We start from the raw sequence: 16,177 nt of genomic DNA on the forward strand, positions 1-16,177 counted from the left end.
CTCGCCACAGAAAGGTGAAGCGCCCACACAGCCCTCATCCTGAGCTTGTCGAAGGGCGAGGGCGGGATGAAGTCCGCCGAACCTACCCCCTGACCCGCAAGAGATAGGTATCCATGATCCAGCCCTTGTCTTCCCGCGCTCTGGCCCGCGTCTCCACAATCTGCTCCATCACCTCCCCCAACAGCCCACTAATCAGAAGCTCCTCCGCTGTGCCAAGATACGCACCCCAGTAAATCTCGTAGGCGTCGGCATCGAGCGTGCGGAAGGCGCAGTCGCCGTCGAGCATGACGAGAAGCGTGTCGGCATTGGGCGGAAAGCCTTCCGCCTTCAACCGTCTTCCCGTGGTTATCAGCACCGAACCGCCGATCGTGTTGACCGGCATGCGGTGGCTGGCCGCGAGCGCCTGAATGCTGGTGATGCCCGGCACGACCTCCAGCGCGACCGCAAGCGCCGTCTCGCGGCGCATGTGCTCGATAATGCGCAGCGTGCTGTCATAAAGCGAGGGATCGCCCCAGACGAGAAAGGCCGCACGGCCCGTCTCGCCCGTGTGCGCCGCAAGCAGATCCGCATAAGCGCGGGCGATGGCCATGTGCCAGTCGTCCACGCCCCGGCGGTAGCTCGGATTGGCCGCATCGCGCACCGGCAGATCGAACTCCACGATCCGCGTCTGCCGGTTTTCCAGAAACCGCTCGCAGATGACACGGCGCAGATCGGCCAGATCCTCTTTCGCCTCGCCCTTGCGGGGAATGAGGATCACATCGGCCCGGTTCAGCGCGTTGATGCCCTGAACCGTCATGTGTTCGGGATTGCCCGTGCCGATGCCGATGAGCGAGAGCGTGCGCATGGTCAACCGTCCGAAACGCCGGCTTCGGCGAAGGTCGCCATGCCGTTGTGGCAGGCAAGCGCGCCGCGCAGAATGTTGATGGCAAGGCACGCGCCGGACCCTTCGCCAAGCCGCATGTCAAGATCGAGCAGCGGCTTGAGGCTGAGTTCGGCAAGCAGCTTGCGGTGGCCGGGTTCGGCGGAAACATGGCCGGCAATGGCGTGCGCCAGTCCGCCTTCGCCAAGGCGCGCGAGCGGCGCGACTGCCGCGCCGCACACGAAACCGTCGAGCAGCAGCGGAATGCGCTTCTGCCGCGCGGCAAGGGCGGCACCAAACATGGCGGCAAGCTCCCGCCCGCCGACACAGCGCAGCGCCTCCAGCGGATCGGAAAGCGCCTCGCCATGGCAGGCAAGGGCGGCATCCACCGCCTCGGCCTTGCGCGAGAGCCCGGCATCGTCGACACCTGTTCCGCGCCCGACCCAATCCGCGCCCCCGCCACCGAAAAGGGCTGCGGCCAGCGCGGCGGCGGCGGTGGTGTTGCCAATGCCCATTTCACCCAGCGAAACGAGATCGGCCCCCTCCGGAACCGCATCGAAACCGGCCTCGACAGCGCGCAGGAAATCGGCATCGTCCATGGCCGGCGCTTGCGTGAAATCCGCCGTGGGGCGCTCGATTTCCAGCGGCGTGACGGTGAGACGCGCGCCGGCCTGCTTTGCCAACTGGTTGATGGCCGCGCCGCCGGCGGAAAAATTCGCCACCATCTGCGCCGTCACCTCGGCCGGAAAGGCCGAAACGCCCCGCGCGGTCACGCCATGAGAGCCGGCAAAGATCAACACATGCACTTCGTCGAGCGCCGGCTTCTCGCGCCCCTGCCAGCGGGCAAGCCGGATGGCCGCTTCTTCAAGCCGGCCAAGGCTGCCGGGCGGCTTGGTGAGCACGGCCTGACGGGCCGTTGCGGCCTGTGCGGCGTTTTCGTCGCCTGAAGGCCGGTCGTTGCAGGCGGTGCGCAGATCGTCGATCGAGAGAAAGCGGGGCATGGATATCCTTCAGATGAAATGCGTGACGCAGGCGAGAAGCAGAACGGTTTCGGCCAGTTGCTGCAATGTGCCGAGCACATCGCCCGTCTGGCCGCCGATCTGTTTTTCGGCGAGCCATTTGATGAAAAAGAGCGCCGCCGCCAGAAGCGGCACAGCAATGAGCGCAAAGCCGGGACCGGGAACAAGGAGCAGAACGCCACCAATAGCCAGCGCGACAAGAACGGTGCGTCGCGTCGGTTGCCCTGCGCCCGCCGAAAGCCCGTTTTCGCGCGCGGGCGGCGAAAGGCGCATCAGCGCCGGCATGAGCGCGCGCGAGGCCATGTGGGCGATCAGCAATGCGGGAATGGCAGCAAGGCCGAGCGCCACGAGCGCCGACCAGCGCATGAGAAACGACAGGATCAGCGCCGCAACGCCATAGGAGCCGATGCGGCTGTCCTTCATAATGGCGAGCTTTTTCTCTGGCGTTGAACCACCGCCGAAACCGTCGGCCACATCCGCCAACCCATCCTCATGCAGCCCGCCGGTCAGAAGCACGCCCACGGCAAGCGCAATGGCGGCGGCGATGGTGGCCGGAAGGCCGAGAATGATGGCACCCGCCAAAGCAGCGCTGCACACCGCACCAACAAAAAGGCCGGCAAGCGGTGCCGCCCATTGCGCATTGGCAAAACCATGCGCGGGCATCTCGAACGCGGGCAGCGGAAGGCGCGTGTAGAAGCCGAGGCAGGCGGCAATGTCGCGAAACGGGTTGTGGAAACCGGCCATCGCTTCAGCTCCGCGCGATGGCGTGGAAATAGGTGCCGGAGACCATCCCGCGCCGCGCGCCGGAGGGGCCGAGCGCGCGGCCCTGACCGTCCGCAAGCGTGGCTAACGGGTCGTCGCTGCCGGGCTCCACCAGCCGCGAATAGTGGAATTCGTGGCCACGGATCGTCTCGCCCTTGCGGCCGATGGCGCAGTCGCTCATCAGCGTGGCTTGCCGATAGCCGAGATTCATCTTGCGCTTCGCATAGCTCGTCACATGCGAAAGCAGCCCCAGCATGGCGTGGGTCGTGCCGTCCGCATCTTCCAGCGCCTTGCCCAGAACCATGAACCCGCCGCACTCGCCGTGAACGGGCCTCGTCTCCGCGAAAGCCTGCATCGAAGCATGAAAATTCTTCGCAGCAGCAATTCGCCCCGCATGAAGTTCGGGATAGCCGCCGGGAAGCCAACAGGCGTCAGCGCTCTCTGCCGGCCCCTCATCGGCAAGTGGCGAGAAGGGCAGAAGCTCGGCACCTGCCTCGCGCCAGCGCCGGGCGAGATGCGGATAGACGAAACTGAAGGCGGCATCCTGCGCGATGGCGATGCGCTGGCCCGGCGGCGGCAGAAGCCGCGCCGCATCGCCCGCCTGCATGGAGAGCGGCACGGCGGCTTTCATCACCGCATCGAGATCGATGGACTGTTCCATCACATCGGCAAGCCGTTCGATGAAAGCTTCGAGCGCGGCATGTTCGCTCGCCTGCACAAGGCCCAGATGCCGCTCCGGTAGCGCCATGTCCGGATTGCGGTAGACCGCGCCCAGCACCGGAATGCCGATCGCCTCGATGGCGTCGCGCGCCATGGCTTCATGGCGCGGGCTGGCCACCTGATTGAGCACCACGCCGGCAATCCGGACCTTCGGGTCATAGGCGGCGAACCCCTTTGCCAGCGCAGCAGCCGTCTGCGACTGGCCGGACACATCGAGAATGACCAGGCAGGGCACGTCATAAAGCCGCGCAATGTCCGCCGCAGCGCCAGATCGTCCCGGCTCCGAAACGATGCCATCGAACAGGCCCATGGCGCTTTCGATCAGCAGCATGTCGGCCTCTTCGCTTTGCCGGCTTCCAAGATGGGCGAGCAGATCCGGATGCATGGCCCAGCTGTCGAGATTGACGCCCGGATGCCCCGTCGCCGCCTGATGAAAACCGGGGTCGATATAGTCGGGGCCGGATTTCGCGCCATGCACGGCACGACCGCGCCTTTTGAGCGCGCGCATGAGGCCGATGGTGACGCTGGTCTTGCCCGAACCAGATCGGGCCGCGCCGATGATGATCGCCCGCGCCGTCATGTCAGCGCCTCGCGCAACGCGACGATACCGCCGATCACGATGATGGAAGGGGAGCCGAAGCCCTGTTCCTTAGCCTGCGAAACAAGGGACGAGAGCGTGGTGGTGAGAATGCGTTCGTCCGGCTTGGTCGCATTCATGATGAGGGCTGCCGGCGTGTCGCCCGCCATACCGCCGGAGGAGAGCGCGTCCACGATCAGAGCGAACTTGTGCATCCCCATATAGATGACGATGGGCTGACCGGTTTTTGCCAGCGCCGCCCAGTCCAGATCGTCCGGCGTACCGGCGGCGTGACCGGTGGCGAAGATCACCGCCTTGTTCACGCCGCGCATGGTGGCGGGAATGCCCGCATCGGCAAGCGCCCCCACCGCCGAGGTGATGCCCGGCAGAAAGCGGAAGGGAATGCCGGCAAGCGCCAGCACCAGCGCTTCCTCGCCGCCACGGCCAAACATGTTGGGGTCGCCGCCTTTCAGGCGCAGAACCCTGTGCCCCGCCTCGGCCTCGGCCACCATCAGCCGGTTGATTTCATCCTGCGCCGTGGAGGGTTGGCCTGCGCGCTTGCCGACAAAGATATGTCGAGCCTGGGGCGCGGCTTTCAGGATCTCCGGGTTCACCAGCGCGTCATAAATCACCACATCCGCCGCATCGAGCGCGGCCAGAACACCGAGTGTCAGGCAGCCAAAGCCGCCGGGGCCAGCACCCGCCAGCCACACATGGCCCGGCTCAAAGGGCGTCGGTTCAACAGGCAGGCGGTCGAGCGCCTCAAGCAAACTCATAACCCCTCCCGCCCGCGAAACCGGCGCTGATAATCGGCGCTGTAGAGCGCGCTCTCGCGAAAATCCTTGGCGCCCAGCCCCGGCCCGACGAGAATGAGCGCCGTGCGCTCGATGGGGTCTTTCGCCATCTCTGCCTCGATGGTGGAAAGCGTGCCGCGCAGAATGCGCTCGTCCGCCCAGCTTGCGCGGGCGACGATGGCGACCGGGCAGTCGGGGCCATAATGCGGCGTCAGCTCCGCCACCACACGGTCGAGCGCGTGAATGGCGAGATGAATGGCGAGCGTCGTGCCGGTGGCCGCGAAATTGGCGAGCGTTTCACCCTCCGGCATTTTCGAGGCGCGGCCGGAAATGCGGGTGAGGACAAGGCTCTGCGCCACTTCCGGAATGGTCAGCTCGCGTCCCAGCGCCGCCGCAGCCGCCGAGAAGGAAGGCACACCCGGCGTCAGCGTGTAATCGATACCGAGTGCGGCAAGACGGCGGATCTGTTCGGCAACCGCGCTCCACACGGAAAGATCGCCCGAATGCAACCGGGCGATATCCTCGCCAGCCTCATGCGCGCGGATATATTCCGCCTCGATCTCGTCGAGCGACATGGGCGCGGTGTTGACGATGCGCGCGCCGGGCGGGCAGTGGGCGAGCAGTTCCTCCGGCACCAGCGAACCGGCATAAAGGCAGACCGGGCAGCGCGCGATCAGGTCGCGGCCGCGAACGGTGATGAGGTCGGCAGCGCCCGGTCCGGCGCCAATGAAATGAACGGTCATGATTGTCTTCCGGTGGTGGCGATGGCGCAGGTTACGCCGTCAAATGTGAGCCTCGGCCCGAGAAGCCGGGCGGCTGGGCCGCAGACGGCCAGCGCCGCCGCCTCCGAGGCCGAAGGCAGGCCGGTGGCGGAAAGCGCATGGTCCGAGCGGGTCAGGCAGTGCGTCGCCGCCGCCTGCAATGCAGCTTCGTCAGCAATGACAAGTGGCAGACCGAGCGCCGTTGCCGCATCCGTCAGGCCGGGCTCGTCCCGTTTCCGTGGCACGGTCGCCAGCGCGTCGAGCCTGTCCCGTGCGATGTCGTGCATTGTCAGGGCGGCGTCGAGTGCGGCAAGAACGGCCTCGCGCGAAACACCTTTTCTGGCTCCAAACCCGGCGCAGATCATGGCTTCCTCCAGCGCCATTGAAGCACCGGCATGGCCGGGCGCAGCGCCGTCATGCCACCAACGGGGGCAGCGCGCGCGATGGCGATCTCGATCAGCTCTCCGCCGTGCCGTCCATGGCAGTCGATCAGAAGCGCCTGCGTTTCGAGCGTCACCCCGTTTGCGACAAGACGCCCCCCGGTTCCAAGAGCGGCAATCGCCGCATCCATCAGCCCCGGTGCAGTCGCCCCGCCACCGATGAAAACCACATCGGGCGCGGCAAGGCCCGCAAGCGCGGCGGGAGCCGTTCCCTCAACCACGGTGAGCTGCGGCACGCCCATGCGCTCCGCGTTGCGGGCAATGCGTGCCGCCCGCTCCCCGTCCGCCTCGATGGCGATGGCGCTGGGCGACGAATGCTGCCGCAGCCACTCGATGGAAATGGAGCCTGAACCCGCTCCGATGTCCCAGAGCCGTTCACCGCGTTTCGGGGCAAGCGCGGAAAGCGTGACAGCCCGCACCTCCGCTTTGGTGATCTGCCCGTCATGCTCGAAAAGCCCGTCTTCAAGCCCGGTTCCAAGCGGCAGCATGCGTGCATTCTCATCCGCCGCCACCTCGATAGCGACCAGGTTCAGATCGTCGAAGCTTTCTGCGGAAAGCGCGGCAACCATACCGCTGACCTGCCGTTCACGCGGCCCGCCCAGCGCTTCCAGCACGTGAAAGCGCGAGGGGCCAAACCCCTCTTTGGTGATCAGCTCTGCAATCGCAGCCGGACCCGCGCCATCGGAGGTGAGCGCCAGAATGCGCGCGCCGGGATGAAGCAGCGGGCGGATCAGCGCAATGGGCCTGCCATGCAGCGAAACCGTCTCGACCGATTGCAGCGGCCAGCCAAGCCGGGCAGCGGCAAGCGCGAAGGAAGACGGGGCGGAAAAGACCCGCATTTCATCTGCCGGAATGCGCCGCGCCAGCGTCGCACCAACACCGAAGTGAAACGGATCGCCAGAGGCGAGCACGCAGACATTCTTGCCCCTCAGCGCTTCGATCTCATCGACCGCCGTTTCAAACGGAGAGGGCCATGGACGCGGCTCGCCCGCAATCTCCTCTGCCGCCAGTTCGAGGTGCCGCGCACCGCCGAAGACGATCTCCGCATCGGCAATCGCGCGGCGGGCTTCCGCGCCAAGCCCGGCCAGCCCATCCTCTCCTATCCCCACGATCTTAAGCCAGCGCGAGGCTGTTCCCATCTCGGCACCAAATGAATTAGAAGACGTCATGGCAAAGCAGACCCTTCTCATTCTTGGTGGAACAGGCGAAGCACGGCTTCTGGCCGAGCGGCTTTGCGCGCGCGGCTCGCTGCGTGTCATCACCTCGCTTGCCGGGCGCACCCGCACACCGGAAGCCTTGCAGGGCGAGGTGCGTGTGGGCGGTTTCGGTGGCGCTGAGGGGCTTGCGCATTATCTTGAGGACGAAGGCATCGACCTGATGGTGGACGCCACGCATCCCTTCGCCGCGCGCATGGCGCGCAATGCGGCGGAAGCGGCCCGCCTGAAAGGCGTTCCGCTCATCACGCTCATGCGCCCCGCCTGGCAGCCGGTTGCCGGTGACAAGTGGCAGATCGCGTCCGGCATGGCCGAGGCGGCAACGCTGCTCGGCCAAGAGCCCCGGCGCGTATTTCTGGCCATTGGCCGACAGGAAGTTGAAATGTTTCGCGCGGCCGCGCAGCATCATTATCTGGTGCGCAGCGTGGAGCCGGTGGACCCCGCCCACCTGCCGGCGAATGCTGCATGTATTCTCGCCCGCGGGCCGTTCTGCGAAGACGATGAGATTGCGCTGCTCGCCGATCACCGCATCGACATCGTGGTCGCCAAGAACAGCGGCGGTGCCGCAACCTATGGCAAGATCGCGGCGGCGCGCAGGCTTGGTCTGCCCGTCGTCATGATCGACCGGCCAAAGCCGGCGGGCACGTCGATCGTGACCGGTGTCGACGAAGCCATGGCTGCAATCGAGGCTCATCTGGCGGCTCCCGTCGCCGAGCGCGGCGCATAGACCAACGGCGATTTGCCGGGGCGCTCGATCAGGCGTGTTTCGGGCGAGCCGATGATGACGCAGGTGGCCATGTCGGCCATCTCGCCACGCGCCTCGTTGAGCGGAACGATCGCCATGCGCTCGTCGGGCCGTCCGGCGGCCCGTCCGAACACGACCGGCGTGGAGGCCGGCAGAATGCCGCTCAACAGTTCAAAGGCGCGGCCAAGCTGCCAGGGCCGGGCGCGGCTGATCGGATTGTAGAGCGCGATCACGAAGCCCGCGCCGGCGACGGCCGCAAGCCGGGTTTCGATCAGTTCCCAGGGTTTCAGATTGTCCGAAAGCGATATGGCGCAGAAATCATGGCCGAGCGGCGCACCCACGCGGGCGGCCACGGCCAGCATGGCCGTCAGCCCCGGCACGATCTCCAGATCGAGCGCGCGCCAGTCCTCAGGCCCGTGTTCGATGGCCTCGCACACCGCCGCCGCCATAGCGAAAACGCCCGCATCCCCACCCGAAACCACGGCCACATGCCTGCCTTGGGCCGCCATGGTGAGCGCCGCCTTCGCGCGGGCCAGTTCTTCCCGGTTGTCGGAGGCGTGGCGGGTCTGGCCGTCATTCAGTTCGAGCCGGTCGAGATAGGGACCGTAACCGAAGAAATCGCTTGCCGCCGCGATGGCCGCGCGCGCCTCCGGCGTCGTCTGTGCCGGTTTTCCGGGGCCGGTGCCTATGACGACGAGACGCCCGCTCATGCCACGCCCTCCTGCGGCCTGGCCTGCCAGCCCGGTCCGAGCACGAGCGAGAAATAGGGCGCGGTGTCGTCGGCCTTGTCGGCGAGCGGGGTCATGCTTGTGTTGTTCATCGTGCCGCGTTCGACATAGACGGTGCCGCCAAGCCTGCCGGCGCGGGCCAGCGCCCGGCGGATTTTCGGCAGATTGCGCCCCACCTTCATGATGACGAAGGCCTCCGTGTCGCTCACGCGGCGCACAAGCTCGTCTTCATTGAGCGTGCCGGGCAGAACCGTCATGATGTCATCGCCCTGAACGATGGCGATGCCAGCCTGCGACCAGCAACCCGACATGGCGGTGATGCCCGGGATCACCTCGGTCGGATAGCGTGCGGCAAGCCGCACATGCAGATGCATGTAAGAGCCGTAGAACAGCGGATCGCCCTCGCTCAGAACGGCAACCGTGCGCCCCGCATTCAGATGCGCTTCCACCGCACGCGCCGAAGCTTCGTAAAAGCTGGTGATGGCCTTGATGTAGCGCGGATCGGTCTTGTCGATCTCGGTGGTGACGGGATATTCGAGCGGGAGTTCCTCGATGCCTTCCGGTAAAAGCCCCTCGACCGTGCGGCGGGCATTGCCCCGACGGCCGCGCTTGGCGAAATGGGCCACCACATCCGCCCGCTCCAGCGCCTTCAGCGCCTTGACGGTGATGAGTTCGGGATCGCCGGGTCCGGTGCCGACGCCAATCAGGGTTCCGCTCACAGGCCCGCCCTCGCCAAAGCGTTGATGGCCGCTGCCGTCATGGCGCTGCCGCCCATGCGGCCACGCACGATGGCGAAGGGAATGCCAAGCCCGCTTTCGGCGAGCGCTTCCTTCGATTCCATCGCGCCAACGAAACCGACCGGCATGCCGATGATGGCAGCAGGTTTCGGCGCACCGGCGCGCAGCATGTCGAGCAGGTAAAAGAGTGCGGTCGGCGCATTGCCGATGGCCACCACCGCGCCTTCCATGTGCTCGCGCCACAGTTCCAGCGCGGCGGCGGAACGCGTGTTGCCAAGCTTCTCTGCAAGCTCCGGCGTGCGCGCATCGCGCAGGGTGCAGATCACCGCATTGTCGGCGGGCAGCCGCGTGCGGGTCACGCCACGCGCCACCATCTCGGCATCGCACAGGATCGGCGCTCCGGATTTCAGCGTCGCGCGGCCAGCCGCCACAAACCCCTCGGAAAAGACGAAATGTTCCGCCGCGTCCACAAGCCCGCAGGCGTGGATCATGCGGACCGCGACATCGGCCTCGTCCGCGCTGAAACGCGCGAGATCGGCCTCGGCGCGGATGATCGCGAACGACTTTTCGTAAATGGCGTTGCCGTCGCGTATGTACTCGGTTTCTTGCATTCAGCCTGACTTTCGAAGAAGGGCGGCGCGCAGCGTCTCGCCGCGCTCGATGAGGAAGGTGCGAAAGCGTTCGGAAGGTTTTGCGCCAACGCAGGAAAGGGTGCAGCCACCTTCGACCGCGATCAGGTTCACAACCGGCCCGGCGGGCTGGGCGCATCCTTTTTCGCAGGCCGAAAGGTGGAGACGGTAAGGGCCATCCGGCAAACCCGCCGCAGCCGCCTCGGCGGCAAGCGCCTTCGCATCGAACCGCGCCGAAGCGCAGGCCGGCGCCCCGGCGCAGGCGGCGATGGAGAGGCGGGGATCGTCGCCTTGCGTGACGAAGCCCAGAGCGTGTGCAGCCCGAAACACCTCTTCGTGACGGACCTCGTCGAGGCCGAGCAGAAGCAGGCCGTGGCGCGGCGCGAGGCGGATTTCGCTTGCATCGGATAAAGCCTCGCAGAGCGCGGCAAGCCGATCCGCCGCGATCTGCCCGAAGGGAAGGGCGATGCCAAGCACGCTTTCTCCGCTTGCCATGGTGAACGGGCCGACCGGTGCCGCATCGGCGCGTGGCGTATGTGTTTTCGCCGGTGCAAGCCCGGCGCGTAGCGCGTTCGTTTCCGCCTGCGTGAAATCGCGTGCGCGTCCGCCGGTCTGCGCCAGCAGATCAAGCGCCGCAAGCGCCGCAGCGCCCACCGCCTGCTCATCGCCCTTGCCGAGCCAGTCTGCCGTCGCGCCATTGCCCCCAATGCCGATCAGCCATCGCCCGTCATCAGCCATGATGAGCTTTATGTCGGCGCTGATCGCGTCGAGATGCAGTGCCCCGCCGCAATCGACCGTGACGGAAACTTTTGGCGCGAGGCATGGGCCAAGACCATGCGCAGCGACATGCGCGTCGATGCGCTGTGCGAGTCGGGGCAGGGGCGCAAGCGGCCCCGTTTCCACCGCAAACCCTTCCACGGGCCCCAAGGCGAGCGCGGCAATCTCCGCGCCGAGAAGGGGCGTGCTCTCAGCCGTCAGTCCGCGTATCTGCAATTTGCCGCGCGCGGTCACTTCCAGAATGCCGTTGCCGTGGCGACCCGCCGCTTTTGCGATGCCCGCCAGCTTCTCGGGCGTCAGCACGCCATGGGCCGGCGCGATCCGGGCGAGCAGCCCGTCGCCGGTTTTCATGGGGGCGGAGAGTGTGGGGCATGCGCCGCGCCGCATCGTCATGCCGTCGCCTCCGCAAGAAGTGGGGCCAGATCGGCATCGACGGAATTGCGGCGCGGGTGCCAGAGGCCGCGCTTGCGGGCGGCGTGAAAGCGCTCCGCCATCGCATGCGCCGCGGCGGGGTTTTCCGCCAGAAGAAAATCACGCACACGCTCATCGCCGAGATAAGCGTCGAACACGGCATCGATCAGGCTGCCTGAAACCGCATCCGTGGTCTCCGCAAAGCCGATCAGCCGGTCCACCGTTTCCGTCAGTTCCGCAGCACCGCGCGGGCCGTGGCGCAACTGCCCTTCGATGAAGCGCGGATTGACCGCACGGGCGCGCACGGTGCGGGCAATGGCCTGCGCCAGCGAGCGGGCGCGCGGGCGCTCCGGATCGGTCGTGTCGAGCACCACCAGATCGGCCTTGCCGCCCAGCGCTTCCACCGCCGCCGCGAACCCGCCGATGAAAGCCACATCCGCCGAACCTTCGAGAATGTCGCGTCCGGCATCGTCGCCGGTGTGGATGAGCATGTCGGCATCCGCCACCTGCCTTGCAAACGCGCCGTCTTCCAGCCGGCCTTCGCCCTCCGCACCGCCGAAGGCATAGGCACTGGCGGCGAGATAGGCTTCGCCCAGCTCGGCGCGCTCCTGCCAGTCTCCACGCGCCAGCTTTTCTTCCGGCCCCGCGCCATAGGTGCCGGGAGCGGAGCCGAAAATGCGCGCCGGCGCCTTGCCGGCTTTTCGGGCGGCGCTCGCAAGCGGGTTTTCGCTGTCGTCCTCATCGCGCGCGGCCACGGCGGTAACCGCCGTATCGAGAAGCGCGATCTGGGTGGGGAACATATCGCGGAACAGGCCGGAAATGCGCCAGGTCACGTCGATGCGCGGGCGGCCAAGGCTGGCCGGCGGCAGAACTTCAATGCCCGTCACGCGCCCCGTCGCCTGATCCCACTGCGGCCGGCAGCCCATCAGCGCCAGACCCTGTGCGATCTCCTCGCCGCCGGTGCGCAGGCTCGCGCTGCCCCAGAGGTCGATCACCAGCGAACGCGGCCAGTCGCCATGCTCCTGCAAATAGCCGCGCACGGCCTCATCCGCCGCGTTTCTGCCAAGCGCGGTAGCGGTTGGCGTGGGAAGCGTGCGCGGGTCGGCGGTGAAAATGTTGCGACCGGTCGGCAAAACATCGGTGCGCCCCCGCGCCGGCGCGCCGGATGGGCCGCGCGCGATGTGCCGGCCATCGAGTGCGGCCAGAAGCGCGCGCTTTTCGCTCTCCGCGCAGGCGCGGCGTTCGGGCGCTTCATCCATGCCGCTGCCCCGGCCATAGATGTGCAGCCCGTCCTTGATGGCGAAATCTTTCAGATCGCAGAGCCAGGCGTCGATCTGCATCAGCGCTGCATCCGTGTCGCCCGTGTCCTCGACACCGGCATCGCGGGTGAGGCCCGTGCGCTCGGCGGTTTCCACGATCAGTTGCGCCAGCCGGTCGCGGCGGCGGCGGTCCAGCCCGTCGGCCTGCGCATATTCATCCACCAGCCGTTCCAGTTCCTGCTGGTCTTCAGAAAGCCCGGCACCCGCAAGCGGCGGCGTCAGATGACCAAGCGTGAGCGCGCCGATGCGGCGCTTGGCCTGCGCCGCCTCGCCCGGATTGCTAACGATGAAGGGATAGACCACCGGCAGCGCGCCGGCGACGATTTCGGGAAAACAGCTTTCCGTCAGCGCCACGGTTTTTCCCGGAAGCCATTCCAGCGTGCCATGGGCGCCCACATGGATCAGCGCATGGGCACCAAGCCCTTCACGCATCCAGTGGCCGAAAGCGACGAGCGCATGGCGCGGCGCAAGGGTCGGGTCGTGATAGTCGACGCGCCGGTCTGCCGAGCGCCCCCGGTCCGGCGCAAGCGCCACGGTGACATTCCCAAACCGCGCCGCGCGGAACGGAAAGACGCCATCGTCCGCATCGTCTTCGGCCGGTCGCCAGGTGGCGAGCAGCGTTTCGCGCGCCTCTTCGGGCAGCGCATCGAAGGCCCGCCGGTATTCATCCAGCGAAAGCGATTCCGAAGGCTGTTCGAGGCGCTGCATCAGCGCCCTTGGCGTCTCGGGAACGCCATCAACCGCGTACCCCGCTTCACCGAGGTCATGCAGCATGGCGAGCACGCTCGACGGCACGTCGAGCCCCACCGCATAGCCGGTGCGCCCTGGCGCACTCGGATAATCCGGGATGAGCACGACAATGCGGCGCTCGGCCTTTGGTGTGCGGGCAAGCTTCAGATGTGCGGTGATCCTCGCCGCCACCTGCCTTATGCGCGCGGGTTCGGGCCGGTTGCGCTGAACGCCGAAGGACAGCCCTTCATCCAGCGCCGCCTCGTCCTTGAAGGAAATCGCACCCGCCATCAGACGGCCATCGAGCTCCGGCAGCACCACATGCATCGCAAGGTCAGCGGGCGCCAGACCGCGCTGGCCTTCCTGCCACGCTTCGCGCCGCGTGGTGGCGGTGACCACCTGAAAAACCGGCACGCCAAACCGGTCGAACAGCGTTTTCTCGCCGGGCTCCGCGCCGCTGGAAAAGGCTGTCGCGGTGATAAGCGCCTGCGGCTTCAGCCTCTCCACGGCGTCCTGCACGAAACCGGCGGCAACCGGGTCCCGCAGGCTGGAAACAAAGATCGGGACGGCGCAAAGACCCTGTTCCTCAAGCGCCTCCACCAGCGCGTCGATGGGCGCGACATCGCTGGCAAGCAGCATGGAGCGATAAAAGAGGATCGCAACGATTGCCCTGCCGGGCTGCGCGGCGAAAAAACCTGCCTCCACAATGCCATGGCCCGGCGCATAGAAGCCGGCCTTGGCGACCGGCTCGGCTTCCGGCGCTTCGATATCCTGTCCCGCAAGGCACGCCATCTGCATGGTCAGCGCGCGCATATTGTCCGGTCCGCCCTCGCGAAAGCAGGCAAGCAGCGCCGCGCGCGCTTCAGCCGAAACGGTGGAACGCTCGGCAAGGCGCGGATCGTCCTGATGGCATTCGCCGGGTAATAGCGCCAGCGCGATGCCCTTGTCTCGCGCAAGTTCCGCCAGCCGGTCGCAGCCATAGCGCCACCACTCATAGCCCCCAAGCACCCGCACCAGAATGGTGCGGGCATGCGCTGCCGTGTTGTCGATCCACAGATCGACCGACATGGGGTGTCTCAGATCGCGCAGCGCGGCAAGGCGCAGCGAGGGCAGGGCCTCGCGCCCGGTCTGCCACGCAGAGGCAATCCCCGCCAGATCGCTGTCGGTGAACGACAGCGCCACCATGTCCGCCGGCGACTGTTGCAGATCGACAGGTTCGATCAAATCGTCCAGAGAGGCGGTGGTGGTGGCGAGGATGTGCATCGGATCAGGCCGAGAGAAGGCTTTCGATGCGCGCGCGGTCGATGCCCTTGAGGCCGATCACGACGAGCCGCGTTTCGGCAGCTTCACCGGCCTTCCACGGACGGTCGTAATGATGCGAAACGCGCGGGCCCACGGCCTGCACCTGAAGACGCATGGGCTTGCCCTTCACATGGGCGAACCCCTTGAGGCGCAGAACCTCGCCTGTCTCCACCACCGCATTGACCCGCTTTTCCAGATCTTCGGGGCGCAGGACCGGCGGCAGGTCGACAACGAATGTGTCGAAATCGTCGTGCTCATGATCGTGCGGGTCGTCGTGATGCGTCTTGCGGTTCTCGATGTCGTCTTCCACCGCGAGGCCGAGACCGAGCAGCAGCGCCGGGTCCACCTTGCCATGGGCGCTCGGCACGACCTGCACATTGCGCGACAGATGATCTTCGATGCGGGCGCGGGCGCGCTCATTGCCTTCCGCGTCCAGAAGATCGCTCTTGGACAATACGATGAGATCGGCGCAGGCCACCTGATCGTCGAACACTTCTTCCACGGGATCGTCATGATCGAGCGTTTCATCGGCGGCGCGCTGCGCGGCGAGTGCATCCATGTCGGAGGCGACCCGGCCATCGGCCAGCGCCGGCCCGTCCACCACCGCAATGACGCCATCGACGGTGACGCGATTCTTGATCGCTGGCCACTGGAAGGCCTGCACCAGCGGCTTGGGCAATGCCAGGCCCGAGGTCTCGATCAGGATGTGATCCACCTTCGGCTCGCGGGCGAGGATCTGGTCGAGCGCGGGCACGAAATCGTCGGCCACGGTGCAGCAGATGCAGCCATTGGCCAGTTCCAGCACGTTTTCCTCCGGGCAATTGTCGAGCCCGCAGTTTTTCAGCACCTCGCCATCGACGCCCGCATCGCCGAATTCGTTGACGATGATGGCAAGCCGCTTGCCGTTTGCCCCTTCCAGAATGTTGCGGATGAGCGTCGTCTTGCCGGCGCCGAGAAAGCCGGTCACGACGGTGCAGGGAACCCGGTCGAAACGCGTTGTCATGGTATATCCTTCAGGTGATGGAGTGTGGAGAACGATAAGACGCGGGTGAGGGGCACACGGGGCTTTCGCGGCCGCGTACCGGCAGAGACACCATGAATGATCGGGAGAAGGCGCGCAGCGGCGCTGTCGGCAGTCATAATGTACACTCCTTGCCCGGGACACCCGCCAGGCGGTCAGGATTTCACTTTCAGACGGCAGGTTTCCTGGCTCACGGGTCGCTGCGCTCTCCAGCCTTCCCAGGGCGTTGCCCCAGTGGCGTGTCAGGTGCGCTCTCCGCTTACAGTTGCGGGGACAGCTGCGGCATTGGGCAAGGCCCGCACCGCATTCCCTCTTAGCCTCCTCCCTTGAGGGAAGAGGACCGTCTATCGCGCATTTACGGCTCGCCCGACGGGTCTGTCAATGCGGGCAACAAAGCGATTGCGGGGCGTGGCGATTCTTGTATGCTCCGCCCGCTGTCGGTTCCGCTGAAGCGGACCAGAGGGAACATGGTGCGGCGCCAAAAGCGCCAAGGCCATGGCTGCCCCCGCAACTGTAAGCGGTGAGCATTTTCCTGATCGCCACTGAGGCTTTTTGTCTTGGGAAGGCTGGAAAACGCTGCGACCCGTGAGCCAGGAAACCTGCCGACAACCTGAAAGAAACACCGTATCCCTC

The 16,177-nt window shown here is 66.4% G+C and carries 15 protein-coding genes and 2 riboswitches; of the genes, 1 reads left to right on the forward strand and 14 read right to left on the reverse strand.

Annotated elements, in window-relative coordinates:
• Nucleotides 1-82: 82 nt before the first annotated feature.
• From cobF to cbiE, 8 genes are read right to left on the reverse strand one after another with little or no spacing between them, the layout of a single operon-like run.
• Nucleotides 83-844 carry a precorrin-6A synthase (deacetylating) gene (gene cobF / locus BLW55_RS20085; protein ID WP_090330172.1) on the reverse strand — a complete coding sequence of 254 codons (762 nt, stop codon included), beginning with the start codon at nt 842-844 and terminating at the stop codon, nt 83-85.
• Nucleotides 845-846: 2 nt separating this feature from the next.
• Nucleotides 847-1,860 (reverse strand): nicotinate-nucleotide--dimethylbenzimidazole phosphoribosyltransferase, encoded by a 1,014-nt coding sequence (cobT, locus tag BLW55_RS20090; RefSeq protein ID WP_090330173.1) that lies wholly within the window; start codon nt 1,858-1,860, stop codon nt 847-849.
• 9 nt (nt 1,861-1,869) lie between these two features.
• Complete coding sequence (gene cobS / locus BLW55_RS20095; protein WP_090330174.1) at nt 1,870-2,622, reverse strand: adenosylcobinamide-GDP ribazoletransferase; 753 nt, start codon at nt 2,620-2,622, stop codon at nt 1,870-1,872.
• Between the two features lie 4 nt (nt 2,623-2,626).
• Nucleotides 2,627-3,940, reverse strand: a complete 1,314-nt coding sequence (locus tag BLW55_RS20100) for a cobyrinic acid a,c-diamide synthase CobB (protein ID WP_090330175.1) — start codon at nt 3,938-3,940, stop codon at nt 2,627-2,629.
• The gene (gene cobA / locus BLW55_RS20105; protein ID WP_090330176.1) at nt 3,937-4,713 is read right to left on the reverse strand and encodes a uroporphyrinogen-III C-methyltransferase; all 777 of its coding nucleotides are present in this window, start codon (nt 4,711-4,713) and stop codon (nt 3,937-3,939) included. Before cobA ends, BLW55_RS20100 begins: the two co-directional genes overlap by 4 nt.
• Nucleotides 4,710-5,474, reverse strand: a complete 765-nt coding sequence (gene cobM / locus BLW55_RS20110; RefSeq protein WP_090330177.1) for a precorrin-4 C(11)-methyltransferase — start codon at nt 5,472-5,474, stop codon at nt 4,710-4,712. The genes cobA and cobM overlap by 4 nt, the downstream gene beginning before the upstream one ends.
• Nucleotides 5,471-5,875, reverse strand: a complete 405-nt coding sequence (locus BLW55_RS20115; protein ID WP_244509189.1) for a cobalamin biosynthesis protein — start codon at nt 5,873-5,875, stop codon at nt 5,471-5,473. The genes cobM and BLW55_RS20115 overlap by 4 nt, the downstream gene beginning before the upstream one ends.
• Nucleotides 5,854-7,101, reverse strand: coding sequence for a precorrin-6y C5,15-methyltransferase (decarboxylating) subunit CbiE (gene cbiE, locus BLW55_RS20120; RefSeq protein WP_090330179.1), 1,248 nt, complete (start codon nt 7,099-7,101; stop codon nt 5,854-5,856). Before cbiE ends, BLW55_RS20115 begins: the two co-directional genes overlap by 22 nt.
• Here cbiE and BLW55_RS20125 point away from each other — a divergent pair.
• Nucleotides 7,100-7,873 (forward strand): cobalt-precorrin-6A reductase, encoded by a 774-nt coding sequence (locus BLW55_RS20125; protein WP_090330180.1) that lies wholly within the window; start codon nt 7,100-7,102, stop codon nt 7,871-7,873. The two genes, cbiE and BLW55_RS20125, sit on opposite strands and share 2 nt — an antisense overlap.
• On the opposite strand, the gene BLW55_RS20130 is transcribed toward BLW55_RS20125, so the two are convergent.
• Genes BLW55_RS20130 through cobW form a run of 6 tightly spaced genes read right to left on the reverse strand, consistent with a single transcriptional unit; the run spans nt 7,837 to nt 15,526 of the window.
• Complete coding sequence (locus tag BLW55_RS20130; RefSeq protein ID WP_090330181.1) at nt 7,837-8,601, reverse strand: precorrin-3B C(17)-methyltransferase; 765 nt, start codon at nt 8,599-8,601, stop codon at nt 7,837-7,839. The genes BLW55_RS20125 and BLW55_RS20130 overlap by 37 nt on opposite strands.
• Nucleotides 8,598-9,338, reverse strand: a complete 741-nt coding sequence (locus tag BLW55_RS20135; RefSeq protein ID WP_090330182.1) for a precorrin-2 C(20)-methyltransferase — start codon at nt 9,336-9,338, stop codon at nt 8,598-8,600. The genes BLW55_RS20130 and BLW55_RS20135 overlap by 4 nt, the downstream gene beginning before the upstream one ends.
• Nucleotides 9,335-9,967, reverse strand: coding sequence for a precorrin-8X methylmutase (locus tag BLW55_RS20140; RefSeq protein WP_090330183.1), 633 nt, complete (start codon nt 9,965-9,967; stop codon nt 9,335-9,337). Before BLW55_RS20140 ends, BLW55_RS20135 begins: the two co-directional genes overlap by 4 nt.
• Nucleotides 9,968-11,155, reverse strand: coding sequence for a precorrin-3B synthase (gene cobG / locus BLW55_RS20145; RefSeq protein ID WP_090330184.1), 1,188 nt, complete (start codon nt 11,153-11,155; stop codon nt 9,968-9,970).
• Entirely contained in the window at nt 11,152-14,484 is a 3,333-nt protein-coding gene (cobN, locus tag BLW55_RS20150) for a cobaltochelatase subunit CobN (protein WP_090330185.1), read from the reverse strand. The genes cobG and cobN overlap by 4 nt, the downstream gene beginning before the upstream one ends.
• A 4-nt stretch (nt 14,485-14,488) precedes the next feature.
• Nucleotides 14,489-15,526, reverse strand: a complete 1,038-nt coding sequence (cobW, locus tag BLW55_RS20155) for a cobalamin biosynthesis protein CobW (protein WP_090330186.1) — start codon at nt 15,524-15,526, stop codon at nt 14,489-14,491.
• 175 nt (nt 15,527-15,701) lie between these two features.
• A riboswitch (cobalamin riboswitch) is annotated at nt 15,702-15,904 on the reverse strand.
• Nucleotides 15,905-15,965: 61 nt separating this feature from the next.
• A riboswitch (cobalamin riboswitch) is annotated at nt 15,966-16,165 on the forward strand.
• Nucleotides 16,166-16,177 lie beyond the last annotated feature (12 nt).

Origin of the sequence: Nitratireductor aquibiodomus (assembly GCF_900105565.1) — a bacterium.
In the GTDB taxonomy this organism is placed as follows: Bacteria; Pseudomonadota; Alphaproteobacteria; order Rhizobiales; family Rhizobiaceae; genus Nitratireductor; species Nitratireductor aquibiodomus.